General features: G+C 60.6%; 21 protein-coding genes. 15 read left to right on the top strand and 6 right to left on the bottom strand.

The window, feature by feature from the left end; all coding sequences use genetic code 11:
- Positions 1 to 59: 59 nt before the first annotated feature.
- From ACXAIC_RS17560 to ACXAIC_RS17545, 4 genes are all read left to right on the top strand, one after another.
- Positions 60 to 479, top strand: a complete 420-nt coding sequence (locus ACXAIC_RS17560; protein ID WP_475182927.1) for a MarR family winged helix-turn-helix transcriptional regulator — start codon at positions 60 to 62, stop codon at positions 477 to 479.
- A gap of 102 nt (positions 480 to 581) precedes the next feature.
- Positions 582 to 1,844 (top strand): beta-ketoacyl-ACP synthase II, encoded by a 1,263-nt coding sequence (fabF, locus tag ACXAIC_RS17555; protein WP_475182923.1) that lies wholly within the window; start codon positions 582 to 584, stop codon positions 1,842 to 1,844.
- A gap of 250 nt (positions 1,845 to 2,094) precedes the next feature.
- Complete coding sequence (locus ACXAIC_RS17550; RefSeq protein WP_475182919.1) at positions 2,095 to 2,652, top strand: helix-turn-helix domain-containing protein; 558 nt, start codon at positions 2,095 to 2,097, stop codon at positions 2,650 to 2,652.
- Positions 2,649 to 3,191 carry a GNAT family N-acetyltransferase gene (locus tag ACXAIC_RS17545; RefSeq protein WP_475182915.1) on the top strand — a complete coding sequence of 181 codons (543 nt, stop codon included), beginning with the start codon at positions 2,649 to 2,651 and terminating at the stop codon, positions 3,189 to 3,191. The genes ACXAIC_RS17550 and ACXAIC_RS17545 overlap by 4 nt, the downstream gene beginning before the upstream one ends.
- Positions 3,192 to 3,385: 194 nt before the next feature.
- Here ACXAIC_RS17545 and ACXAIC_RS17540 read toward each other — a convergent pair whose 3' ends face one another.
- The gene (locus ACXAIC_RS17540) at positions 3,386 to 5,194 is read right to left on the bottom strand and encodes an ATP-binding cassette domain-containing protein (protein WP_475182910.1); all 1,809 of its coding nucleotides are present in this window, start codon (positions 5,192 to 5,194) and stop codon (positions 3,386 to 3,388) included.
- A gap of 289 nt (positions 5,195 to 5,483) precedes the next feature.
- Between ACXAIC_RS17540 and ACXAIC_RS17535 the strand changes: the two genes are divergently transcribed.
- The 5 genes from ACXAIC_RS17535 (at position 5,484) to ACXAIC_RS17515 (ending at position 11,595) form a co-directional block, all read left to right on the top strand.
- Complete coding sequence (locus tag ACXAIC_RS17535; protein ID WP_475182906.1) at positions 5,484 to 6,002, top strand: BA14K family protein; 519 nt, start codon at positions 5,484 to 5,486, stop codon at positions 6,000 to 6,002.
- 223 nt (positions 6,003 to 6,225) lie between these two features.
- Entirely contained in the window at positions 6,226 to 7,812 is a 1,587-nt protein-coding gene (locus ACXAIC_RS17530) for a peptide ABC transporter substrate-binding protein (RefSeq protein WP_475182903.1), read from the top strand.
- 85 nt (positions 7,813 to 7,897) lie between these two features.
- Positions 7,898 to 8,821 carry an oligopeptide ABC transporter permease OppB gene (gene oppB, locus ACXAIC_RS17525; protein WP_475182899.1) on the top strand — a complete coding sequence of 308 codons (924 nt, stop codon included), beginning with the start codon at positions 7,898 to 7,900 and terminating at the stop codon, positions 8,819 to 8,821.
- Between the two features lie 13 nt (positions 8,822 to 8,834).
- Positions 8,835 to 9,959, top strand: a complete 1,125-nt coding sequence (locus ACXAIC_RS17520) for an ABC transporter permease subunit (protein WP_475182894.1) — start codon at positions 8,835 to 8,837, stop codon at positions 9,957 to 9,959.
- A 10-nt stretch (positions 9,960 to 9,969) separates the two neighbouring features.
- Positions 9,970 to 11,595, top strand: a complete 1,626-nt coding sequence (locus tag ACXAIC_RS17515; RefSeq protein WP_475182893.1) for an ABC transporter ATP-binding protein — start codon at positions 9,970 to 9,972, stop codon at positions 11,593 to 11,595.
- Between the two features lie 157 nt (positions 11,596 to 11,752).
- On the opposite strand, the gene ACXAIC_RS17510 is transcribed toward ACXAIC_RS17515, so the two are convergent.
- On the bottom strand, positions 11,753 to 12,481 hold the full coding sequence (locus tag ACXAIC_RS17510) for a GntR family transcriptional regulator (RefSeq protein ID WP_475182888.1): 729 nt from the start codon (positions 12,479 to 12,481) through the stop codon (positions 11,753 to 11,755).
- 398 nt (positions 12,482 to 12,879) lie between these two features.
- Positions 12,880 to 13,947 carry a dipeptidase gene (locus tag ACXAIC_RS17505; RefSeq protein ID WP_475182885.1) on the bottom strand — a complete coding sequence of 356 codons (1,068 nt, stop codon included), beginning with the start codon at positions 13,945 to 13,947 and terminating at the stop codon, positions 12,880 to 12,882.
- 157 nt (positions 13,948 to 14,104) lie between these two features.
- Here ACXAIC_RS17505 and ACXAIC_RS17500 point away from each other — a divergent pair, with 157 nt between their 5' ends.
- Positions 14,105 to 14,836 (top strand): L,D-transpeptidase, encoded by a 732-nt coding sequence (locus ACXAIC_RS17500; protein ID WP_475182879.1) that lies wholly within the window; start codon positions 14,105 to 14,107, stop codon positions 14,834 to 14,836.
- Between the two features lie 44 nt (positions 14,837 to 14,880).
- Here the strand turns inward: ACXAIC_RS17500 and trhA are convergent, their stop codons facing one another.
- Positions 14,881 to 15,525: a PAQR family membrane homeostasis protein TrhA gene (trhA, locus tag ACXAIC_RS17495; protein WP_475182874.1), complete on the bottom strand. Its 645-nt coding sequence runs from the start codon at positions 15,523 to 15,525 to the stop codon at positions 14,881 to 14,883.
- Positions 15,526 to 16,222: 697 nt separating this feature from the next.
- On the opposite strand from trhA, the gene ACXAIC_RS17490 reads away from it, so the two are divergent.
- Both ACXAIC_RS17490 and ACXAIC_RS17485 read left to right on the top strand, forming a co-directional pair.
- On the top strand, positions 16,223 to 17,242 hold the full coding sequence (locus ACXAIC_RS17490) for a VWA domain-containing protein (RefSeq protein WP_475182871.1): 1,020 nt from the start codon (positions 16,223 to 16,225) through the stop codon (positions 17,240 to 17,242).
- A gap of 343 nt (positions 17,243 to 17,585) precedes the next feature.
- The gene (locus tag ACXAIC_RS17485; protein ID WP_475182868.1) at positions 17,586 to 19,415 is read left to right on the top strand and encodes a tetratricopeptide repeat protein; all 1,830 of its coding nucleotides are present in this window, start codon (positions 17,586 to 17,588) and stop codon (positions 19,413 to 19,415) included.
- Between the two features lie 26 nt (positions 19,416 to 19,441).
- Here the strand turns inward: ACXAIC_RS17485 and ACXAIC_RS17480 are convergent, their stop codons facing one another.
- A complete protein-coding gene (locus ACXAIC_RS17480) occupies positions 19,442 to 20,383 on the bottom strand; it encodes a LysR family transcriptional regulator (RefSeq protein ID WP_475182865.1) in 942 nt (313 codons plus the stop codon).
- An 80-nt stretch (positions 20,384 to 20,463) separates the two neighbouring features.
- On the opposite strand from ACXAIC_RS17480, the gene ACXAIC_RS17475 reads away from it, so the two are divergent.
- The 3 genes from ACXAIC_RS17475 to ACXAIC_RS17465 all read left to right on the top strand — a co-directional run bounded on the left by ACXAIC_RS17475 (position 20,464) and on the right by ACXAIC_RS17465 (position 22,772).
- Positions 20,464 to 21,396 (top strand): DMT family transporter, encoded by a 933-nt coding sequence (locus tag ACXAIC_RS17475; RefSeq protein ID WP_475182862.1) that lies wholly within the window; start codon positions 20,464 to 20,466, stop codon positions 21,394 to 21,396.
- Between the two features lie 100 nt (positions 21,397 to 21,496).
- Positions 21,497 to 22,081, top strand: a complete 585-nt coding sequence (locus ACXAIC_RS17470) for a nitroreductase family protein (protein WP_475182859.1) — start codon at positions 21,497 to 21,499, stop codon at positions 22,079 to 22,081.
- 148 nt (positions 22,082 to 22,229) lie between these two features.
- A complete protein-coding gene (locus ACXAIC_RS17465) occupies positions 22,230 to 22,772 on the top strand; it encodes a DUF2867 domain-containing protein (protein ID WP_475182855.1) in 543 nt (180 codons plus the stop codon).
- On the opposite strand, the gene ACXAIC_RS17460 is transcribed toward ACXAIC_RS17465, so the two are convergent.
- Complete coding sequence (locus ACXAIC_RS17460) at positions 22,773 to 23,429, bottom strand: cupin domain-containing protein (protein ID WP_475182852.1); 657 nt, start codon at positions 23,427 to 23,429, stop codon at positions 22,773 to 22,775.
- Between the last annotated feature and the right edge of the window lie 353 nt (positions 23,430 to 23,782).

The following is a 23,782-nucleotide window of genomic DNA, read 5'->3' as shown; positions in this document are numbered from 1 at the left end:
TGTTGCAGGCCGTACAGGAAAGGCTTGACATGGTGTGTGTATATGCACACTTTAAGCGTATGGTTGAAGATGACTTTTCTCTCTGCGTTCTGGACAATGCGCGCAAGGCGGCCCGGGCGGTGAGCCGCTATTATGACCGGCTGGCCCGGCAAGCGGGCATGACGGCGGGCCAGTTTTCCGTTCTGGTCGCGGTTTATCAGAGGCGCGAGGAGACAACGGGCGAACTGGCCGGGCGCCTGTCCATGGAGCGTACCACGCTTGTGCGCAATATGGCGCTTCTGGAAAAGAAGGGCCTTGTGGTGTCCGCCGTCTCAGGCAACGCCAGAAGCAAGACCTACCGGCTGACGGCAGAGGGCGACGCGCTGCTGCAGAAGGCCTTGCCCCTGTGGCGGCAAGCGCAGAACGATGTGAAGACGCATCTTGCGGATATCGATTTTCTAAACACGATCAAGACGTTGAAGCGCCTTTCTGAGATGTAGGCGCACCGTGTTGAATCACTCTCTCAAGTCCTGGCCGGTGACAGCGCAGGACATACACAGACCGGGCAAGGGGGCAAACTTGCAGCGGCAGAAAGGTGAAACATGCGGCGTATCGTGATTACCGGGCTTGGGGTGGTCTCCCCGGTGGGAACCGGCCTGGAGGCATTCTGGAAACGGGTGACAGAGGGAGCAAATGGCATTCGCAGCATAAGCCGGTTTGATCCGGAGGGGCTGTCTTGCAAAGTCGCAGGCGAAGTGCCGACCCGGGCAGAAGACCCGCATGGGTTTGATGTGGATGCGGTGCTAGAGCTGCGCGAACAGCGCCGCTCGGACACGTTTATCCACTATGCCATGGGCGCCGTTCAGGAAGCGCTGGCCCACGCGGGCTGGGCGCCGAAAACAAACCGGGAGAAGGAGCGCACCGGCACGGTAATCGGTACTGGTGTTGGTGGCTTTCCGGCCATGACGGCGGGCACCCGTCTTGTGGACGCGAAGGGCCCGCGCCGGGCTTCGCCCTTTCTGGTGCCGTCCTTTCTCGCCAATCTGGCAGCCGGGCAGGTCGCCATCCGCTACGGTTTGAAAGGGCCTATCGGCGCCCCTGTGACCGCCTGTGCCGCGAGCCTGCAGGCCCTTGGAGACGCGGCCCGGCTGATCCGGGGCGGCGAAGCGGATGTCGTGGTGGCTGGCGGAGCGGAGGCCTGCATCGACCGGGTCTCCTATGCGGGCTTTTGTGCCGCCAAGGCCATGTCCTCCGGCAGTAATGACACGCCGGAAGCAGCCTCCCGCCCGTTTGATCAGGACCGGGACGGTTTCATCATGGGGGAGGGCGCCGGTATTCTGGTGCTGGAAGACAAGGACCATGCAGAGGCCAGGGGCGCGCCGGTTCTGGCCGAGCTCACCGGCTATGGCACCACATCCGACGCCTATCATGTCACGTCCTCTGCGCCGGACGGGGAAGGCGGCTTGCGGGCCATGCGCCATGCTCTTGCCCAAGCCGGTCTGAAGGCGGACGATATCGGCTATGTCAACGCCCATTCCACCTCCACACCGGTGGGGGATGCCGCCGAGATCGCAGCGCTGACAACGCTGTTTGCCGGGCGTGGCAAGGATCTGGCGGTCTCCTCGTCCAAATCCATGTTCGGGCACCTGCTCGGCGCTGCCGGGGCGGTGGAGGCTGTGGCCTGCATCAAGGCGCTCCTGTCCGGCCAGTTGCCACCCTCGCGCAATCTGGACCGGCCTGATGAGGCCATGACCCGTTTTGATCTGGTGCCTGGCAAGGCCATCTCCCGGCAGGTGGATCACATCCTCACCAACGGCTTCGGCTTCGGCGGGGTCAATGCCAGCGCGGTGTTCTCGAGGGCGTAAGGGTGTAAGCGCGTAAGTGGGGTGGGGAACGGACCGCTTCGCTCACCCGTCCCATCACCTTCGGTGTTTCCCTCTCTGCTCAGGCTGGAAGCCTTTATGCTCCAGCTCTGACAGCGTCTTCCCGGTTCAATCGACGGAGACCGGTCTTGTGGCAGAGGCGGCAAGACTGGAAGAACCGCCGCTCTGAAGGAAAGGTCTTGGCAGTTCGAGAAATCTCATATATGAGATGTATCTCAAATTAGGGATTTTCATGTCTGGTCTGGATCAAGAGATTGGCCGGCGGATTGCCGGTCTGCGGCGCGCACGAGACTGGCCGCTGGAGCGTTTGGCGGAAAAGTCCGGTGTCAGCCGGGCCACCTTGTCGCGCATCGAACGGGGAGACACCAGCCCGACAGCAGTGGTGCTCGGCCAGATCGCAAGGGCGTTTCAGGTGACAATGGCCGATCTCTTCGGCTTCGGCGCCCCGGTGCGGGAGGCCAGGATCGCCCGGGAAAATCAGCTGGTCTGGCAGGACCCGGTGAGCGGGTTCCGCCGCCGGTCCATATCCCCGGCCGCAAGCGGGTTTCGCGGCAGCGTCATAGAAGGGCAGCTGCCTGCCGGAGCCACCCTTTCTTATGCGGCGCCGCCGCTTCCGGATCTGGAGCACCATCTGGTGCTGCTGGAAGGGGCGCTGGAGATGACCCTTGGGGACGAGCATCACACGCTTCAGCCCGGAGACTGCCTGCGCTTCCAGCTCAACACTCCCAATTCCTACCATGCACCGGGCCCGGGCCCGGCCCGCTACCTGCTGACGGTGATCACCCCATGACAACAACGCTCTTCTGCCCCGCGCCGCCGGTCACCCTTCTGTCCGCCGAGGACGCACGTAAGGCGCTGACAGACCTTTCCAATCTGCTAATCGTCTGTGTGGAAGAGGGGGCCGGGATCGGCTTTGTTCTGCCCCTGTCACAGGACAAGGCGGACCGCTTCTGGGCCTCTCAAATCCCGAAACTGGAGGCGGGGGAGGCCTTTCTCATGGCCGTGCGGTCTCAAGAAGGCCTTGCGGGCGTTGTGATGCTTGCCCTCGCGCCCCAGGACAATGGCGGTCACCGGGCCGAGGTTGCAAAGCTGATGGTCCACCCGGCCCACCGCCGCAAGGGCCTTGCCCGCAATCTGATGGCGGCCATTGACGGCCTGGCCCTGTCCCTCGACCGGTGGCTTCTGGTTCTCGACACGGTCACCGGCGACCGGGCCGAACAGCTCTACCCCACTTGCGGCTACCAGAAAACCGGCATCATCCCCAACTATGCCTATAACAGCCACGGATCTCTGGACCCGACCACGGTGTTTTACAAGGACCTCAGGTGAGGGACTTCGCTCCTGCACCAGCCACGCGAAGACCTTCCTCAGGATGAGGGAGTGCGGGTGGCGGCTCTGCGAGAAAAAAGCGTTGCGGCTGCTCCTCAGAAGGTCATCCCCGATCCGATGGGGGTCTACTCGCAATGGAGTCCGGCAAGGCAAGGGCGATTGGGAGCCGCCTGTCCCGCACACACGACCCGCAATCACCCCTCGTTCAGCATCTCCAGCTCCAGCCACTGTTCTTCTGCCGCATCCTTTTCCGCGGTCAGGTCCGTGATGGTCTGCGAGAGTTTTGCGAATTTGTCCGGGTTCTGGGCGTAGAGTTGCGGGTCGTTCATCTCCGCCTGCAGCTTGGCCAGCCGGGCGTCTATCTTTTCAATTGTCTCCGGCAGGGTTTTGAGAAGATGCTGCTGGGTGAAGGAAAGCTTTGATTTTGCCTTGGGGGTCTCGGCGGCGGTCTTTGGCGGGGCCTGTTTGCCGCGCTTGGGGGGGGCAGCCTTGTTCGCCTCGCGGGCGGTGACGCCTTCTCCCCGCTGGGCCAGCATGTCCGTATAGCCGCCAGCATATTCGCGCCACAGGCCGTCGCCCTCATGAACGATGACGGAGGTGGCGACCCGGTCGAGGAAATCGCGGTCGTGGGAGACGATCAGGGCGGAGCCCGGATAATCGGCCAGAAGCTCCTGCAAGAGGTCGAGGGTTTCCAGGTCGAGATCGTTGGTCGGCTCGTCGAGCACCATCATGTTGGACTTGTTGGCAAGGGCCCGGGCCAGCATGGCGCGGGCGCGCTCGCCCCCGGACAGGACCCCGACCGGGGTGCGGGCCTGTTCGGGCGAGAACAGGAAGTCCTTCATATAGGACATGACGTGTTTGCTCTCGTCGCCGATCATGACCATGTCGCCGCGCCCGCCGGTCAGCACCATGGCCAGACTGTCATTCAGGTCCAGGTTTTCCCGCTTCTGATCCAGCGTCACCATTTCCAGATTGGTGCCGAGCCGTGTGGTGCCCACATCGGGGGCGAGCTCTCCGGTCAACATTTTCAAAAGGGTGGTCTTGCCGGCCCCGTTCGGCCCCACAAGGCCGATCCGGTCGCCCCGCTGGATGCGGGTGGAAAAGTCCTTCACGATGACCCGCTCGCCGAAGGACTTGGAAATACCCTTGGCCTCGGCCACCAGCTTGCCGGAGACCTCTGCGTCGCTCGCGGCCAGCTTTGCCGTGCCTTGTGGCCCCCGGTGCTCGCGCTTTTGCTGGCGCAGGGCGGCCAGTTCCCGCACCCGGCGCATGTTGCGCTTGCGCCGTGCGGTCACCCCATAGGTCATCCAGTGCTCTTCGCGCTTGATCTTCTGGGCCAGTTTCTGCTGGTCGATCTCTTCCTGCTCGAACACCTCGTCGCGCCAGGCTTCAAAATGGGCAAAGCCCCGATCCATGCGCCGGGAGGTGCCCCGGTCGATCCAGACCGTGGCGCGGGAGAGATTTTCCAGAAAACGCCGGTCATGGGAAATCAGAACGAGGGCGGATTTCAGGCTTTTCAGCTCCTCTTCCAGCCACTCGATGGCGGGCAGATCCAGATGGTTGGTGGGTTCGTCCAGAAGCAGGATGTCCGGTTCCGGCGCCAGCGTGCGGGCGAGCGCTGCGCGCCGGGCCTCACCGCCGGACAGCGCCTTGGGGTCTTCCTGGCCGCTCAGGCCGAGCACGTTGAGCAGATAGGCGCCGCGATAGGGATCATCCCCTTCGGTCAGGCCCTCATTGACATAGTCGAGGGTGGAGCCATAGGCGCTCAGATCCGGGTCCTGGGGCAGGTAGCGCACGGTGCGTCCGGGCTGGAAAAAGCGTTCGCCCCGGTCCATTTCCACCAGTCCAGCCGCGATTTTCAACAATGTCGACTTGCCGGACCCGTTGCGGCCCACCAGGCAGATCCGGTCTCCTTCCGAGACGGACAGCTCGGCACCGGTCAGAAGCGGCGTGCCGCCGAAAGTCAGATGAATGTCTCGCAGTGTCAGCAGGGGCGGGGCCATGAAAACCTTTGAACGCGTCGGTGAATTGGACGGCTCCTCTTAATACCAATCTCACCTGATAGAAACCGGTCTGATGGTATTTTCCAATTTGCAGGCAAGGCGCGGTGTGGAGGACGGCCCGCTGGCTCGGTCAAGCAGCGCAACGCCATCCGCGCAGAAAAATTGATCGGGGCCGGGCGGATTTTTGCGCCGGGCTGGTGTAGGCTTGCCGTTGGGTCAGTGGGCTGTGGACACAAACCGGCCAGTCCGGATGCGGGCGCGCGCGCCGGGCGGCCGGGAGGAGCCAGAAATGTATGATCTGATCAGGACTTCGTCTCTCTCGGCCTGCCGGGTCTTTGGTCTTGCGGCAGGTCTTGCGCTTGCCGTGACCGTTCTGTCGGGCCTTGCCCTGCCGGACCGGGCCCAGGCGGACGGGTTTTATGTGGGCGGCGGCGGCATAACCTTCGGTTTCGGCACGGGCGGCTATCGCAGCGGTGTCTTTTATGGCGCGCGCGACTTCACCGGGCCACCCTTCCTGCCATATGGGCCGCCCTATTACTATCATCCGTATGACCGGCGGGCCTATCCTTACCGGTCCAGGGTCTACGTTGCGCCCCGCCGGTACGTGGCCCCACGCTATATTGCGCCGCGCCGTTATGTTGCTCCGCGCGCCTATGTGGGACAGCCGCAGCGCGTGCCCTACACCAAGACAGGCCTGGCCCCGTTCACGCCCCAATGGGCAGCCTATTGCGCCCGGAAGTACAAATCTTTCAACCCCAATACGGGCACCTATCTGGCTTACAGTGGAAAATATCGTTTTTGCCGCTAATTGGGTAATTTTATTTCGTGACGCTGCCGATCTTTATGCGGCGGGGTCATTAAATGCGGGATAATTTTCCTGATTTAGGCTGAAGTGTGTAAAAATATCGCCTTTCTTCGACAAAAATAGGAACATGCCCTAAGGGCAAGGTTGATTGCGCGCATGGAGCGTGGAATTCTGTTTTTCTATCGTTTCCGTAGCTCCAAAGATAATCCAAGAGGGGAGAGCGAGAATGTTGAAGTCGATGCGTGTAACGGCGCTTGCGGCAGCCTTGATGGCGGCCACCTCACTGACTGCCTTTGCTGAGGTAGTGTATCATCGCGGCAATACGGCTGATCCGGAAACGCTGGATCAGCACATTACGTCTACAGTTTATGAAGCACATATCCTGCGCGATCTCTATGAAGGCCTGGTGGCCTATAGTGCTGACGGCAAGATCATCCCGGGTGTTGCCAGCGAATGGACTGTGTCGGACGACGGCACGGCCTATACTTTCAAACTGCGTGATGATGCCAAATGGTCGAATGGTGATCCGGTTGTCGCGGGAGATTTTGTCTATTCCCTGAAACGGATCATGACGCCGGAAACCGGCGCGAAATATGCAACTGTGCTCTATCCGATCAAAAACGCGGAAAAGATCAACAAGGGCGGAGCAGACCCGGACACGCTGGGCGTCAAGGCCCTTGATGACCAGACGCTCGAAATCACCCTGGAAGCGGCAACGCCCTATTTTGTCGATCTCCTGGCCCACCAGACCGGCTTGCCGGTGCATCCAGCCACGGTTGAAGCTTATGGCAAGGATTTCGTCAAACCGGAGCATATTGTTACCAATGGCGCGTTCACCTTGGCAGAGTTCATCCCGAACGCTCACGTGAAAGCCACCAAGAACCCCTATTTTCATGATGCGGACAATGTGAAGATCGACACGGTCTTTTTCTATCCGACGGAAGACCGGGGCGCGGCCCTGCGCCGGTTCCAGGCCGGTGAGCTGGACACCAACGATGATGCGCCGACCGAGCAGGTCGCCTTCATGCGCGAGGAACTGGGCAACAAGTTCCGCGTCGCGCCTTATCTCGGTACCTATTATTACGCGCTGAACCATGAGGATGAAGCGCTGTCCAATCCGGATGTGCGTCAGGCGCTGTCCATGTCCATAGACCGGGAATTCCTGGCAGACGAGATCTGGGGCTCCACCATGGTGGCCGGCTATTCCTTTGTGCCGCCCGGCATCGGCAATTACGGCGAGCCCGCCTATGCGGATTACAAGGACATGTCCCAGATCGACCGGGAGGACAAGGCGCTTGAACTTCTGGAAAAGGCCGGCTATGGCCCGGACAATCCGCTGAAACTGACGATCAACTACAACACGTCCGAAAATCACAAGAACACGGCTGTTGCCATTGCCGACATGTGGGCCCCGCTGGGGGTCGAAATCTCGATGATCAACACGGACACCAAGACCCACTACGCCATGCTGCGCGACCGCGGGGATTTCGACATCGCCCGGGCCGGCTGGATCGGTGATTATTCCGATCCGCAGAACTTCCTGTTCATGGTAGAAAGCGACAATACCGGCTTCAACTATGCCCGGTATGAAAATCCCGAATATGACGCGCTGATGGATGAGGCTGCCCAGACCATCGATCTGGAAAAGCGCGCTGCCGTGCTGAAACAGGCCGAAGAGCTGTTCATGCGCGATCTGCCTTTCATTCCGCTCATGTATTACGGGTCCATGAACTTGGTGTCGGACAAGGTCTCCGGATTTGAGGACAATCTTCTCAACGTCCATCCGAGCCGCTGGATGAGCATTTCCGAATAAGAGCACCGGAACCGGCAGGACCCTCCTGCCGGTATCTCTCAAGGTGGCCAGCAAAAGACCGCCGGAAGGATGACAGGGGACCTCCATGCACCGATATGTGCTCGGCCGATTGCTTGGCGCAATCCCGACCCTCTTTTTGATTGTCACACTCTCGTTTTTTCTGATCCGGATCGCGCCCGGCGGGCCGTTCGATCTGGAGCGGCCGCTTGAGGCCAAGGTGATGGAGAACCTGAACAGGATCTATCACCTCGACGAGCCGCTCTGGAACCAGTATCTGCTATACCTGCACAGCATTTCCCGGCTGGATTTCGGGCCGAGTTTCTATTTCCGCGATTTCACCATCAACGAGTTGTTTGCCGCGAGTCTGCCGATCTCCATCCAGCTCGGCCTGTCCGCACTGTGCCTTGCCCTGGTAGTGGGCGGGACCATGGGGGTGATTGCCGCACTCCGGCAGAACCAGGCGACCGACTATACGGTGATGGCGGCCGCGACGCTCGGTGTCACCATTCCCAATTTTGTCGTTGCGCCGATCCTCACACTGGTGCTGGGGGTCTGGCTTGGCTGGCTGCCGGTCGGCGGCTGGAATGGCGGGGCCTTTGTCAATGTTATCCTGCCGGTGGTGACCCTGGCCCTGCCGCAGGTGGCTGTGGTGGCCCGGCTGACGCGGGGCTCGATGATCGAGGCCCTGCGCTCCAACCATGTGCGCACCGCCAGGGCTTATGGCCTGAGCTCCTATCTGGTCATCGTCGTGCATGCGCTGCGCGGCGCGATTCTGCCCGTTGTCTCCTATCTGGGCCCGGCGGCCGCAGCGCTTTTGACCGGGTCCGTGGTGGTGGAGACGATCTTCGGCATTCCGGGCATTGGCCGCTATTTCGTGCAAGGAGCGCTCAACCGCGACTATACGCTGGTGATGGGCACGGTTGTGGTGGTCGCCTGTTTTGTCATCCTGTTCAACCTCATCGTGGATCTTCTCTATGCGCTGCTTGATCCGCGTGTGCGCTACGACTGAGGGGAGGCAGGACATGACAGTGACTGCAACCGGCAATGGCGCACCCGGCAAGGGGCGGTCCCTTTGGGACGATGCCCGCGACCGTCTTCTGGCCAACCGGGCGGCGGTGGCCAGCATGGCGGTTCTCCTGGCGATCACCCTGATCTCGATCCTGGGGCCGGAGCTGTCGCCCCATGGCTTCAAGACCGTCTACCGGGACTATGTGAAAGTCCCGGCAAGCCTCTCGGCCTATCCCAAGCCCGATCAGGTTGAGCCGGGTTTCCGCGCGGCAGCCAAACGGGCGCGGGTCACGGTGGAAACCTATGCGCTGGAGGGCGGCAGCGTGGTGGCCAAGGTCACCTCCCGCCGCAAAATCGATCCGCGTACGGGCCGGTATTTTGACCGCAGCGACCTGTTCCACAATGCGCAGGTGAGTGATCTGTCCGAAGACGGAAAATCGGCAGTTGTGCGGGCTGAGATTGACTACAAGCATTTTTACTTCGGCACGGACGCCAATGGCCGGGACATGATGACCCGCACCTTCATTGCCGGGCGGGTGTCGCTGACCATCGGGCTGCTGGCAACGGTGGTGGCCATTTCCATCGGCGTGATTTATGGCGCGGCCTCCGGTTATCTCGGCGGGCGCATCGACCAGATGATGATGCGGGTGGTGGACATTCTCTATTCGCTGCCCTTCATCTTCTTTGTCATCATGCTAGTGGTGTTTTTCGGCCGCAACTTTGTGCTGATGTTCATTGCCGTCGGGGCGGTGGAGTGGCTTGATATGGCCCGGATCGTGCGCGGCCAGACCCTGACTATCAAGCGGCAGGAATATGTGCAGGCCGCCGAAGCCATGGGAGTTGGCGATGGCGGCATCTTGCGCCGGCACATCATTCCCAACACGCTCGGGCCAGTGGTTGTCTATATGACGCTGCTGGTGCCCAAGGTGATCTTGCTGGAGAGCTTCCTGTCCTTTCTGGGCCTTGGGGTTCAAGAGCCGATGACCAGCTGGGGCGTTCTGATTTCCGAAGGCGCACGCAACCTGCAAGGGGCGCCGTGGATGCTGATTTTCCCGTCCATTTTCCTGACATCGACCTTGTTCGCGCTGAACTTCATTGGCGACGGGCTGCGCGATGCGCTGGATCCGAAAGACAGGTGAGGAGACGGGCATGACGCAGGACAACAGCCAGGACGTACTGTCCATCAACGGATTGAAAGTCACCTTTGACACGGCCACCGGCCCGGTGGAGGCCGTGCGCGGTGTTGATATCACCGTCAAGGCCGGTGAGACGGTCGCGATTGTGGGTGAAAGCGGCTCGGGCAAAAGCCAGACCATGATGGCGGCCATGGGGCTTCTGGCCACCAATGGCCGCACCGAAGGCAGCGTGGTCTATGAAGAGCGCAATCTTCTGGGCCTGCCGGTCCGGGAGCTGAACCGGGTGCGCGGCGCCAGGATCACCATGATCTTCCAGGAGCCGATGACGTCGCTCGATCCGCTTTACACCATTGGCCGCCAGCTGGCAGAGCCGATGGTTGTTCATGGCGGCCTGTCATGGAAAGCGGCCCAGGCCAAGGCGCTGGAGCTGCTCAAGCTGGTGAATATTCCTGAGCCGGAGCGCAAGATCAAAGCCTATCCGTATGAGATGTCCGGGGGGCAGCGCCAGCGTGTGATGATTGCCATGGCGCTGGCCAATGACCCCGATGTGCTCATTGCCGACGAGCCGACCACGGCGCTGGACGTAACCACCCAGGCCCAGATTCTGGATCTCCTGCGCGAGCTGCAGCAGCGGCTCGGCATGGCGGTAATTTTCATTACCCATGATCTGGGCATCGTGCGCCGGATTTCGGACCGGGTCTATGTGATGAAAACCGGTGAGGTGGTGGAGTGCGGCGACACGGGCAGGATCTTTGCTGCCCCTGAACATCCCTATACGCGCATGCTGCTGGATGCGGAGCCATCGGGCCGCAAACCTGCGGTGCCGGACGATGCCCCTGTGCTGATGGAAGCGCAAAAGGTCAACGTGGAATTCCAGCTGGATACGGGCTTTCTGCAGCCAAAGCACATCTTGCGGGCCGTTGACGATATCAGCTTCTCCCTGCGCAAGGGCCAGACGCTCGGCATTGTCGGGGAAAGCGGATCGGGCAAGTCGACCCTCGGCCGGGCGGTGTTGAACCTTCTGCCTGCCGGCGGCCGGGTCGTGTTTCAGGGACAGCAGATTTCGGGCCTGGACCGGGCGGCCATGCGCGGGCTGCGCAAGGACATGCAGCTGATTTTCCAGGACCCGTTCGGATCGCTCAGCCCGCGCCTGACCGTCGGGCAAATCATAGCGGAGGGCCTTCTGGTGCATGAACCGTCCCTGAGTGCCCGGGAGCGGGAGGCCCGCGCCTGCCTGGCCCTGGAAGAAGTGTCACTGGATCCGGTGATGCGCAACCGCTACCCGCACGAGTTTTCCGGCGGCCAGCGCCAGCGCATCGCGATTGCCCGGACCATGGTTTTGAAGCCGGAACTGGTGGTGCTGGACGAGCCCACGTCAGCCCTCGACCGTACGATCCAGAAGCAGGTGGTCGAGCTTCTGCGCGATCTGCAGAAGGCCCACGACCTCACCTATCTGTTCATTTCTCACGATCTGGCGGTGGTGCGGGCCCTCTCCGACACGGTCATGGTGATGCAGCGTGGCAAGGTGGTGGAGGCGGGAACGGCTGAACACATCTTCGAAGCCCCGCAGTCCGCCTATACGCGGGAACTGATCGGTGCGGCAATGCTGGCCAAAAGGCAGATGAGGGAGACCGGCTAAAGAGGATTCGGACGTGCCGTGTTCATATGGATGCGAACCGGCTTGCCTTGTGCGCTGACATTTCTGAGTTCAGGCAGCGCAACACTCATCCGGTGAAAGATGATCTGACGGAGCGGAGAGGTGGATGTGTCGCAGTTGCATGAGCTTAGCGGCCGTGTCAGCCTTCGCCCATCAGTCCTTCCACGCTGGAGCCATAAAAATCCGGCGCGAGCTGAACAGCGCTGGACAGAATGTGGAAGCGCGTCATTTTCGCCAGCTTCTGACCGTCTTTCTCCTCCAGGGCGCAGATCATTTGCGCATGGGTGACCCGGTTCTTGCTGCTCCAGGTCGAGTCGGAAATCGGATTGGGCAGCAGCACCCGCTGGAGCATCATCGAGGTGCGCACGAGGATCGGCTCCAGGGCGGGCATGTCCGCCAGTCTGAAAATCTGAAGATGAAAATGCCGGTCGATTTCCGCACAGGCAAACAGGTCCCGGCCTTCACGGGCTTCCTGGAAATGGGTGTCCAGATCTCGTAAGGTTTCCGCCATGCAAGGGGTCATGTTGCGGGCCGCCTCCGCCGCCCCGGCGGTTTCAATGTCAATCCGCATGCGCAGCAACAGAAGGGCCTCATTGAGACTGGGGTCGGTGACATAGGTGCCCTGATAGCCCCGCCTGACCACAAGGCCGCCTTCCTGAAGCAGCATCAACGCTTCGCGGATCGTGCTTTGCGAACAGCCATATTCTGCGGCCAGGGCCTGTTCGGTCATCGGGCATTCAGGGGTCAGCTCACCGGTGATGATCTTCCGTTTCAGGTCCTGAAAAACGGCCGCGGATTTGCGCGGGCGCTTGTCGCCAGCCTGACCGTTGGTCTGGGCCGTTTCAGCGGCAGCAAAACTTAACGTCACGTCCTTCCCCCGTCCCAGACATCGAAGTGGCCTTGCGCTCAATACCCCAACGCAAGGTTCCGTCCGCATACGGAGCCCGAATGAAGCGCAAGGGTTCCGAATTCTCCGACAGCACCGGGAAAACGGTCAATGGGGCACGCCTATCCTTTGCAGCTGCCTTCCGGTCTTTTGCATCTCATCCACGTCAATTTGAGGTCTGCCGGAGCTGGCCTGCCAATCAACACTCGTGAGATGCAGCGCCGGGATTGGTAATTTAGCGACTGCCAATTTAACTTATCAGACTATAGTCTAGTCTATCTGCTTGAATTTCAATCGCGAAATTGACAGATCTGGTCACAAAATTGCGAGTAGTCAGAAAAAAGACGCGCATTTCTGCCGGATCTGGCTCAATTTTGATCTTAGGCGGCAGCCTTTTTGAGCGCCGAAAGCCAGTTTTGATGCGCCAGTTTGCGCATCGCCGCTTCCGAGAAGCCACGGCTCTCCAGCACTTCGAACAGACGGTAAAGGCCAGTGACATCGCCCAGATCCTTAGGCACAAGGCAGCCGTCAAAGTCCGAGCCGAGGGCCACCCGGTCTTCTCCTATGCGGTCGGCGAGATAGGCGGCATGATCGGCAATGACCTCCAAAGGCGTGTCCCGGTTATGGGTGCCATCCGGGCGCAGGAAGGCCACATGAAAATTGATGCCGACCAGACCGTCGCTCTCCTTGATGGCATCAAGCTGCTTGTCGGTCAGGTTGCGGCTGTTGGCGCACAGCGCATGGGCATTGGAATGGCTGGCGACAATCGGCCGTTCGGTAATCCGGGCCAGATCCCAGAACCCTCTTTCGTTCAGATGCGAGACGTCCAGAAGCACACCCAGCTTGTTGCAGGCCCGCACCAGATCGCGTCCGGCCCCGGTCAGGCCCGCGCCGGTATCGGGGGAGGCCGGATAGGCCATGGGCACGCCTTCGGCAAAGGCGTTGGGACGGCTCCAAACCAGCCCGAGGGAGCGCAGGCCGCGCTTGTAGAACTCCTCAAGGGCATAGAAATTGGCATCGATGGCTTCCGCGCCCTCAATGTGAAGGCTGACGGCCAGCTTGCCCGCCTCCACAGCCTGTGTGTTTTCCTCCGGTGTGCGGCAGATGCAGACATCGCCGCCGGCCTCGGCTTCGATCTGCTCGGCGCGCTCCAGAAGGCGCAAGGTGAAGGCGTGGGCCGCGTCCTGGGGCACCTCCTGAAAATTGGCCGGATCACGGGGATCGAACGGCTTTGCGAAGTCCTGTTCGGGATTGGAGGGCACAAACATGGCAAAAAGCCCCCCGGAAAACCCGGCTTCCTTAGAGCGCTCCAGATCGATATGGCCGTTGTCAGAGCGGTCGAAGAAGGAGCGCGGCTCCCCTTTCAAGGCACTGGTTTCAAGCTTCAGCAGCGTGTCGTTATGACCATCAAAGACAGGGAAGGGGCAGGTGGCAGGAGCGGTGGGCATAAAGGGTCCTTGGCAAAGCGGGGAAGAGATGGGCCGATGCAGACCGGTCCGTCTCTATTTAAACACTGTCACGGAGATTGTAAGGCGGCTTTTGCGAATGTGACTTGCAACACCTGAAAAGCTGACGCAAGAAGAGGTCCAGTTTTTTGGAGGTTCCATGACGCATGATGTGCCGCACCGGATCAAGGTGAACCCGGAGGAGGCTGCCCCGGTCTCCAGGCGTGTGCTTCTGGCAGGGGGGGTGTTTCTGGTTGGAAGCGCCCTGGCCGGATGCCAGACCGTGGTCGGATTGCCGGATCAGGCAGACCTGCCGGATGAAACCTTTGATTATGCGTCGGCCTATGCCGCCTTGCCGGACGGGGATTTCACTTGGCCTGCGATCAACTACAAGGCCTTTGACCGAACATATTGGCGCCAGGTGGTGGATTACAAGACACGGGAACGGCCAGGCACGATCATTGTCGATCCCTATAACAACTTCCTGTATTGGACGCTGGGCAACAAAAAGGCCCTGCGTTATGGGATTGGTGTTGGCCGGGCGGGATTTGCCTGGTCCGGCGAGGCGTTGATCCGGGTGAAACGGGAACACCCGATCTGGCGCCCTCCACGGGAAATGATTGCCCGCAAACCGTCCCTGGAGCGCTATTGGGAAAAGGGCTATCCGCCCGGGCTCAAAAACCCGCTCGGGGCCAGGGCCATGGATCTGTGGCAAGGTTCGAGGGACACATTATTCCGCATCCACGGCACCAACAAACCGTCCTCCATCGGCAAAAGCGTGTCCTCGGGCTGCATCCGCATGTGGCAGCAGGACGTGATTGACCTGTTCAACCGGGTGCCCTTGCGCACCAAGGTTGTGGTACTCAGCGAGGACCCTGACGGGGAAGCCTGAGACACCGGCAGCTGCGGCGGGCCAGCGCTGGTTGATATATGGTGTCAGATCATCGCAACATCATGCAGCACGGCGCCAAAGTGGCAAATGGCGGCCGCCAGCACAAAGCCGTGCCAGATCGCATTCTGGAACGGCAACTGTTTCCAGGCGTAAAACACGGTGCCCACCGTGTAGAGCAGGCCGCCGCCCAGGATCATGAAAAAGCCGAAAGGGGAGGCTCGTTCGATCAGCGGGCCTGCGGCAAAGACAACCACCCAGCCGAGCCCCAGATAGATGGGCACCGTCAGCCGGTCCAGGCCGGTCAGGTGGAATAACTTCACAACAGCGCCCGAGACCGCGCCGGTCCAGACCACGGCCAGCAGAATTCCACCGGTCCAGCCGCCGATGATCACTCCGGCCAGCGGCGTATAGGTTCCGGCGATCATCAGGAAGATGGCCGCGTGGTCCAGCCGCCGCAAAATACCCGAGCGCTGGTCCCGTGCGAGCATGTTGTAGAGCGCGGAGCAGATCAACATGGCCATCAAGCAGGCCGCATAAATCATGACGGTCACCTGCCGGGCCGGATCGTCCGCATGCCAAAGACTGACAGCGAGGATGATGCAGGCGGTCAGGCCAAGACAGATCCCGGTCACATGCACGGCACCATCGGCGATCAGTTCGGCAAGCGTCTGCGGGCGGAGATCAGCCATATGTTTGCTCCCGGTCTGGCATGGGCGTTCCGTTCAAGGGCGAAAGATGCATAGGCGCCAGCTGCGGCGGTCATGAGACCCGCCGGGCTGTGTCACGCTGCTTTTGCCCGGCTGGGGATCTGGCCAGACGTGCGACATCGTCCGATGTCCCCTGAGTGCGGTCAAATAGGTCATCATCAATCGCGCTTGCTACGAGCCCATTCGGCAAATTGCTTCCCGCCCAGCATAGGTCACCTTCCTGAGTGCCGCTCAGACCTTTTTGCGGCAGCCCTTCAAGACTGCGTGAGCCGTTGATGAGCTGTCTCACAGGTTAAACTCTGTCTCTGGCATCCAGAATTTTCGTGCCCCTCTTGCCTGTCGAGGGCGACGCTGCAGCAGTGTCTAACAGGTTTTGCGGGCGCCCTTTCAGGATGTAGCGCATTCGGGCATTCGTCGAGGAAGGCGAGAGGCTGAAGATACTTTTGGACGAAATATCAATCACTTGGACGGATAAATTAAATTTACCTAAAGTTTGTAGATTGATTATTTCAATGTTGGTGTATAGTTTTGTTATTTGAAAAATAATATCAAAAAAATTGAATTAAATTTTGATTAAATCTGATGAATTCAGTATCTTGACATGTCGTTTGTGAATTTTTAACGATATCGCGCCGCACGAACCTAACGTGCGTTTTGTTTTGAAATGGGGTTTTTATTCATGTCCTACTTTACCAAAATAACCAAGGCGGGTGTCATTGCTATTGGCGCTCTTGGCTGGGCTGGGGCTGCTCAAGCCGCTGGCTCGGTCGCGTGGCTGAGCCCGGCTGACGGGAGTGCCTATCCGGTTGGAACACTGGTGTCGCCGACAGGGCAAGCCAATGCGTCCGGGTCTGTCGGAGGCGGCTTGGATCTTGTGATCGTTATGGATTCGTCCGGATCCATGAGGAGCAGCGTTCCAATTCTTGGTAGTCCGACGCGCCGCGAAGTGCAGCAGCAGGCCGCTCTGGGCCTGGTCGGGAGCCTTCCGACTGGAACGGCGGTTAGCATTGTCGAATTTGACAGCAACGCCAACGTGGTCCAGCCGCTCACAACCCTTCCAGGCGGCACCGCTGCTGTGGAGGCGGCCATCAACAGTGTCGATGCGTCAGGCACAACGGATATCCGTGATGGGATCGTCGCTGCTGACAATCAGCTGGACGCCAACGGCCGGAGTGGCACCTCCAAGCAGATTCTTGTGATCTCGGATGGGGGGTCATCGGTTTCTGCTGCTGAAACAGCTGCCGCAAATGCGCTGGCAGATGGGTATACCGTGAACACCGTCAGCTTCCCGGGCAGCTCTACAAGCACCATGGAAGCCATCGCAAATGCCGGCGGGGGCACATTCGTGAACTTCTCTGACAATCCGCAGGACATTGTTGATGTCTTCAGCGGTTCCGTCGGCGGTGTTCTTGTCGGTGTTTCCGATGTGCAGATCACTGATCCGGACGGAAACACGTTTGCTGCTGTGGTGGATGCCCTTGGCAACTTTACCGTCCCCGGCTTCAACCTCAAGGCGGGTGCGAACACCTGGACTGCCCTGGCAACCTTTACTGATAGCTCAACGGCCACGGCGTCTTTGACGCTTTACGGAACGGCTGGCGGCGGCACGACGCCGGTTCCGCTTCCAGCGTCCGGTCTGCTCCTGATTGCCGCAGTCGGTGGCCTGGGGGCTGCGCGCTTCCGCCGTAAAAAGAACTGAAGCCGGGCGCTCTGTCTCATGAGGCAGACGCGAGGTTCAAACATTCGGCTCGGGGACACCCCCGAGCCGTCTTTTTAGAGAATAATCCAGGTTTTTGATGATGTTTTACAGCGTTTCAAGCGCTCGGTGGGCCACCATTCCGGCTCTGCTGATTTGCCTGTCTTTTCTTTCCAGCCCTCTCAAAGCGGCTGTTGTTTTGTCTCCGGAGGCGAATTGGTCGCCGAAACTTGGCGGCCCGGGTGACGGAGGGGGGCGCAGTTTGGAGGCCCCGGCCGCAAGCAGGCTTTTGCGCCAGCAAGCTCATATCGGCGCATTGGAAGGTTTCAGGGCCGGGGAAGGGCCGTTGGCCGCTGCGCTTGCAGCCATCAGATACGCGCTCGACGGAGAGCTGCTGAAGGCGGAAAGCGCGCTTCTGGCTTCAGGACGCACAGATTTGCCCAATCAGGAAAGGGCCATCGCACAAGCGCTGATCTACAGGGAGCGCCAGCAGCTGTCCGAGGCGGCCGGCCTAGTGGACAGTGTGCTGAACAAGGATCCGGATCACGCCTATGCCCAGAACTTGAGGGGGACGATAACGTACCGGATGAACGGGGCCGAAGCCGCCTTGCCCTATTTTACGGCCGCTGCCGAGGCTGGTCCGAAAGGAGCAACTTATTGGTCGAACCTGGCGGCGGTTTTGATCGAGACCGGGCAAAGGCAAGCGGGGCACAAGGCGCTGGCCCATGCGGTTGATCTGGCGCCGCCAGCCTGTCCGACCCTCCTGGCCCTTGCGTCCATTGAAAGTGGTGAAGGCAATCCAGCGTCCGCCGCAGAGCGCTACAAGGCTTGTCTGCAGCGTGAACCGGAAAACGAAGAAGCGGCAACGGGCCTTGTTGATGCGCTTCTGGAGACCGGCCGGATTGAGGAAGCAAGGCAGGCTGTAGACAGGCACCGGACCGTGCTCAAAGACGCAGATCTGCTGTCGGTCGAAATCGGGCTCCGGGAAGGAGACCTGGCCCGGGTACAAAGAGAAATTGGCCTTGTGGCCAATCAGGACAGCTTGAAGGTGCAACGGGCAAAAGCACGTCTGAACCTCGCTCTTGGTGAAAGTCATCTTGCGGAAGGGGCTCTTCAACGGGCCTTGGAGCTTAATCCGGCTGACCCTGTTGCCAGAGTGGGCGCTTACGCGCTGGCACTTTCCCAAGGCAGGCAGGCTGCCGGCCCGGCCTCCGGCGGGAAATTTAAAAACGTGGATGCTCTCTATCAGGGTTTATCGCTACTGGCGGCAGGAGCGCCGGACCCGGAGGCCGTGCGGAAGGCTTTTGCGCAGGGCGAGGGGGCCTTGAACCGGTTCCGGAGTGTTGGACTGACAGACAAGGACCTGTTCGAAGACATACCACCGCAAGCCGCACGGGCGCTGGCCATCCCGCTTTTCCTGCAAATGACCTCTACCCGTGGGCGCATCGCGGAGATGTTGGATGACCTGTCGAAAGACCACTCTTCTTCAGCAGTGATTAGCTTTTTACAGGCGGAGGCGCTTTTGTCCGAGGCGAAAGATGTTCCGGGAGCCTTGAACGCGCTGGACAATGGGCTCTCCCGCAACGAGCGCTTTCTGGCGGCGCATTTGCTTCGCGCGGATATCGCTTTGCAGCAGGGGGACTTCAAGGCGGCCTTGAAATCCTATGGTACGGCGGCTGGTATTCTGCCTGAACCGCAAACTCTGCTGCGGACCGGCGTTCTGGCAGAACAGATCGGCGAGCTGGATACGGCCGAAGCCGCATTGCGGCACTTCGCGCAGATTGCTCCGAAGAACTATATTGCCCTGAATCAGCTGGCCTGGTTTCTGGTCAGCCGCCGCGGTGATGCAGCGGCTTTGACGGAAGGCAGGAAGCTGGCGGCAGCGGCTTTGGAATTGAAACCTGGCAACGCCGCCATTCTGGATACGCTTGGGTGGGCCGCCTATAAGCGCGGGGATCTGGAGGAAGCTCTGGATCTGTTGAAGCAGGCGGTGGCTGCGGCTCAGGGGCGATCGCCGGAAATCGTCCTGCATTTTGTAGAAGTCTCTTTGCAGGCCGGGCAGGGGGACCAGGCCCGCGCGGCGCTGCGCCCGCTTTATGCCGAAAAGGACACAAGTCCCTTGAAAGAGCAGATCGCTGCTCTGGCTGAAAAAGCAGAGATTGAGAGCGCAAATTGAAATGACCGTTCCGGGCCTCGCCCGGCTCACTCCGTTCCGAAGGCGAGGGTGGACAGAGCCCGGTCGGAGCGGCCGCTCCAGGCGACCAATGCGGCGGCAAGCCGGGCGGCCGGGCTGTCGTCTGGATCGGACGCCCTGCGCACGCACCACCAGTCCAGATAAATGCCCTCATCGCTGATGGGGCGGGCCACCAGCGTGCCGTCGGCCAGTTCCGGTTCGATGGCCCATTGGCTGAACAGGGCAACGCCGAAACTGGCCCTGACGAGGTCGATTACCGCTTCCGGTGTGGGCATGGCGGTGAGGCGGCGGAACGGGACCGTGGGGTTGCCCAAAAGCGTGGTCCATTCAAAGCCGGGTTCGGCGGCCAGCGGATAGACGAAAAAGCGCTCATCGCCCATGTTGACGCTGTTGACCACCGCCTCCCCGGCCAGCGGATGGGTTTTGGCCATCACCGCAACAATGGGGTCTGACCCCAGCTTCACGGATTTGAAGCGGGACAGAACCGGCTGCCGCCCGAAGACCAGGGACAGATCCACCGAACCGTCACTCAAGGAGGCCAGAGGGCGGGCCGTTGCACTGCCCGACAGGTCTACGGCGAGCTGCGGGGCTTTGTTTTCCAGATAGCTTAGGAACGCGGGCAGCCAATGATAGCGGCTGTAGGTGGCCTGGCCCAGCCGGACCAGCTGGCGTTTGTTCTGGGCGCTGGCTTCCAGGTCCTGCTCAAGGCGGGCCAGTTCGGAGATGAACCGCTCCCCCAATGTCTTGAGCCGCTCTCCCTCCGGTGTCAGCTGTAGGCCGGTTTCCGCCTTCAACACCAGGGGCACTCCAAGACGTCGTTCCGCCTCCCGCAGCCGGTGGGAGGCCGCCGACTGGCTGATGCCGAGCCGGGTGGCGGACAGGGTCATGCTTCCGGTCTCCTGAAGGGCGCAGAGAAGTGTCAGGTGGTGGAGGGCGAGTTTCGGGATCATGAGCTGTATGAAAACATTTCATGCAAAGAATGAAAACTAGGAATTTTATTTCTGAAATCAGGGGCTGTAGTTTCAGGGGCATGTCCAGACGTTCCTTCCTTCCTTTCGTCTCCACACCTGCCGCAGCCACGCTCACGATTGTTGTGACTGCGGTCTGTTTTGGCCTGGCGCCTGTTTTTGTGCGGGAGCTTCAGGGCTATGGAACCGGTCCGGCTACAATTGCGCTCTACCGCTATGGCTTGTCGGTGATTGTCCTGCTGCCGTTTCTGCCCATTGAAAAACACAAACGCGGCAGGGCGCTGCTGTTTGCCGGGGCCGGGGCCGCTGTTGGTCTCAGCCTGATCGGGTATCTGGAAGCCATCAAGGCAGCTCCGCTGGCGGCCGTTGGGGTGGTATATATGTCCTACCCGGCCTTCGCAGCCCTGTTCGCCTGGGTCCTGTTGCGTCAGGCTCCGGGCGCGCGCAGTCTGGCAGCCATTGCGCTGGTGCTCGGGGCCGCTCTCCTTTTGCTCGACCCGTCGGTGCTGGCGCATGAGGTCTTTTCCGCCCTGATCTGGGCCATCCCGGCGCCGGTTGCCTTCGGATTTCTGATTGTTCTTCTGACAGGTCTGTCCGGTGGCCTGTCCTCCTTGGAGCGCACGGTCAGCACCCTTGCCGGATCCGTCATCGGGCTGTTGCCGCTCGCCCTCAAAGAGGGGGGCGGATCGATCGTGCCAGCATCTCTCGACCTGCTTTGGGTGATTGGCCTGATGGGTCTGGTCACGGCTCTGATCCCGCAGGTGCTTTATACGGTCTCATGCCAGAAAATCGGCCCTATGCGTACGGCGGCGGCGGGCAGTTTTGAGCTGCCGACCATGTTTCTGGTGGGATGGTTTGTCTTTGGGGAAGCCTTCGGACGGGTGGAGCTGCTTTGTGCGCTGATGGTGGTCACCGCGATCCTGGTCGCTCCGGCGCTTAAACCGCCGGCGGACCTGGACCGCCGCAGCGGTAGACAAGCCGTTCCTGCTGAATAAACAGTCATTTTCCAAAAACGATCTGGATATCAGGGTCGATCCTTTCTATGTCCAAACCGCCCGGGTGGACGGCCTCCCGGGAGAGCTTTGGAGATACTTTATGACAGCCCGTACCCCGGACCATCCGGTGAAAGAACTTTTTGTCGACCGCTGGTCACCCCGTGCCTTTGACGGGTCGGATATGCCGGAAGCCGACCTTAGGACCATCTTGGAAGCCGCCCGCTGGGCGCCCTCCGCGTTCAATATCCAGCCCTGGCGCTTTGTCTATGCCCGCCGCAGCGACGCAGCCTGGGAAACGCTGGTGAACCTGCTCAATCCGTTCAATCTGGACTGGGCTCAGCATGCGTCCGCGCTGGTCTATCTCTTTTCCGATACCGAAGTGGACGGCACCGACGGCAAACCCAACCGGCCAAGCAGCTATCATTCTTTCGATGCGGGGGCAGCCTGGGCCAATGCGGCGCTTCAGGCGACCGAACTCGGCTATCACACCCATGGTATGGCCGGTATTCTGAAAGACGAAATTCATGACCGCCTTGGCGTACCGGCCCGGTTCAAGGCGGAAATCGCCTTTGCCATCGGAATTCGCGGAGAGGCCAGCCGCTTGCCGGAAAGCCTGCAGGAGCGTGAAGCCCCGAGCGGCCGCATGCCCCTGGACGAGATCGCCTTTCCGGGCAGCTGGCGCTGATACGAGACCTGGCCAGCCGGGGCGGAGGCTTTGGCTGGCCGCGTTCTGAAGGGCCCGTCCAAGGCGCAGGCTGTGTCAATCTGCGCAGGGCGGGGCTTGGTGAAAGCGGGTAGGGTTCGGTTGCTTCAATGGTCACAAGGGGAGCCCCATGAGCCAGTCCGACAGTCTGCCCGCCGCAAGCCGCCTCAACAGCTACCACGCGCCCGGCGATTATTTGGACGTCTTTTCCGTACCGATTGACGGCCGGCCGGATCTGGAACGCGCTGATATGAGTGTGCTGGCCGACCATATTCTGATGGCGGATTTAGGCTGGATGAACACACTGCTTTGCCTCCGTGACAAGATCACCGGCCCGCTTGGTCTGAAAACAACGGCAACGCTCGCAAAGGAGCAATCCGGCTTGCCGCTTCATGACAGGCAACCGGGCGACCGGGTCGGTTTCTTCAAGATTTACCAGATTGATCAGAACGAAATCATCCTTGGAGAGGATGACTGGCATCAGGATTTCCGCCTGTCGGTGTTCAGGACCGGGGGAACGGTGCCGCGTCTTTATGTGTCAACCTGCTGCAAGCGCCACAACCTGTTCGGCCGCGCCTATCTGGCCACGATCCTGCCATTTCACAAACTGATTGCCTCTGCCGTTCTGGACAACGCGGTCCGGCAGGAGCTTGACCTTTCCAAAGCCGCGTGATCAGGTCAGAAGGTGCCCGGTCTTGCGCCAGACGCGTGTGCCCTGGGTGGTGCGGACCGATTGTGTGCTGCCGGCGGGCAGGCGCAGCCAGGTGCCCTGGTCATAGCGGCCGTCATCGTCTTCGAAACTGCCTTCCAGTACGAAATATTCCGCGCCGCCCGGAAAGGTCTGTTTTGAGAATTTCGAGCCACGCTCCCAGTCCAGCATGACGACTTCCTCCTCTGGACGCACAAAAAGAGGCAGGATTGTTTCGCCGGGGCGGCCGGATTGCCAGCCGGACGGGTCAAGCGTGTTGACCCGCACGAAACTGTCATCCTCAGGCTGCATCTGGCGCAGCTTCACCAGGATGACCGCACCCGGATCGCTGGACGGCACATGGCGGGAGCCGGGCGGGTTGCGCACATACATGCCCTTGGGAAAGTCACCGCTTTCGTCGGAAAAGACACCGTCAAGCACCAGAAATTCCTCGCCCATATCGTGGGAATGGGCGGAAAAGGCTGAGCCGGGCGCATAGCGCACCAGACTGGTGGCGCGGGCAACTTCCGCACCGTCCCGCTCCAGCATGCGCCGTTCAACGCCGGCCATGGGCGAGGGCACCCAGTCCAGAGTGGCGCTGTCGACATGGACTCTTTTTGTCAGGTCCGCGTGAATCTGCATGATGTCTCTCCCGCTCCTCCTTTCCTTCACTAAATGGCGCGGCCGGACCCGTTTTGAAGGGGATAAGGCGTTTTTTACCCAAACGGCATCCGGATGGTCGAAAGCGGTGCCCCAAACGAAACGGGCGCGTCGGAAAGCCGGATTGGGAACGGTGTGCGCAGCGCTTGAAACTGCGACGGCCAAGCGCATATAAGCGGGCTGGAAAAGCCCGTGGAATTCAGGGAAAACGACGGCAAACGGCGCTGCAGACTTTGCATTGGCTGCGGAATCGTGCTGACTGCGGGTCTGAAGATGCAAGATGAGGTGGAGTTGCCACGGCGCCCGGGCGTGTGCCGCGTTTCTGAAGGGTCAAC

The organism is Roseibium sp. AWQ4_254 (assembly GCF_056161025.1).
This window is presented reverse-complemented; position numbering and strand designations above follow the sequence as displayed.

Coding starts and splice junctions, on each gene's coding strand:
- ACXAIC_RS17560 (WP_475182927.1), top strand. CDS start 60: ATGGTTGAAGATGACTTTTCTCTCTGCGTTCTGGACAATGCGCGCAAG.
- fabF (WP_475182923.1), top strand. CDS start 582: ATGCGGCGTATCGTGATTACCGGGCTTGGGGTGGTCTCCCCGGTGGGA.
- ACXAIC_RS17550 (WP_475182919.1), top strand. CDS start 2,095: ATGTCTGGTCTGGATCAAGAGATTGGCCGGCGGATTGCCGGTCTGCGG.
- ACXAIC_RS17545 (WP_475182915.1), top strand. CDS start 2,649: ATGACAACAACGCTCTTCTGCCCCGCGCCGCCGGTCACCCTTCTGTCC.
- ACXAIC_RS17540 (WP_475182910.1), bottom strand. CDS start 5,194: ATGGCCCCGCCCCTGCTGACACTGCGAGACATTCATCTGACTTTCGGC.
- ACXAIC_RS17535 (WP_475182906.1), top strand. CDS start 5,484: ATGTATGATCTGATCAGGACTTCGTCTCTCTCGGCCTGCCGGGTCTTT.
- ACXAIC_RS17530 (WP_475182903.1), top strand. CDS start 6,226: ATGTTGAAGTCGATGCGTGTAACGGCGCTTGCGGCAGCCTTGATGGCG.
- oppB (WP_475182899.1), top strand. CDS start 7,898: ATGCACCGATATGTGCTCGGCCGATTGCTTGGCGCAATCCCGACCCTC.
- ACXAIC_RS17520 (WP_475182894.1), top strand. CDS start 8,835: ATGACAGTGACTGCAACCGGCAATGGCGCACCCGGCAAGGGGCGGTCC.
- ACXAIC_RS17515 (WP_475182893.1), top strand. CDS start 9,970: ATGACGCAGGACAACAGCCAGGACGTACTGTCCATCAACGGATTGAAA.
- ACXAIC_RS17505 (WP_475182885.1), bottom strand. CDS start 13,947: ATGCCCACCGCTCCTGCCACCTGCCCCTTCCCTGTCTTTGATGGTCAT.
- ACXAIC_RS17500 (WP_475182879.1), top strand. CDS start 14,105: ATGACGCATGATGTGCCGCACCGGATCAAGGTGAACCCGGAGGAGGCT.
- trhA (WP_475182874.1), bottom strand. CDS start 15,525: ATGGCTGATCTCCGCCCGCAGACGCTTGCCGAACTGATCGCCGATGGT.
- ACXAIC_RS17490 (WP_475182871.1), top strand. CDS start 16,223: ATGTCCTACTTTACCAAAATAACCAAGGCGGGTGTCATTGCTATTGGC.
- ACXAIC_RS17480 (WP_475182865.1), bottom strand. CDS start 20,383: ATGATCCCGAAACTCGCCCTCCACCACCTGACACTTCTCTGCGCCCTT.
- ACXAIC_RS17475 (WP_475182862.1), top strand. CDS start 20,464: ATGTCCAGACGTTCCTTCCTTCCTTTCGTCTCCACACCTGCCGCAGCC.
- ACXAIC_RS17470 (WP_475182859.1), top strand. CDS start 21,497: ATGACAGCCCGTACCCCGGACCATCCGGTGAAAGAACTTTTTGTCGAC.
- ACXAIC_RS17465 (WP_475182855.1), top strand. CDS start 22,230: ATGAGCCAGTCCGACAGTCTGCCCGCCGCAAGCCGCCTCAACAGCTAC.
- ACXAIC_RS17460 (WP_475182852.1), bottom strand. CDS start 23,429: ATGCAGATTCACGCGGACCTGACAAAAAGAGTCCATGTCGACAGCGCC.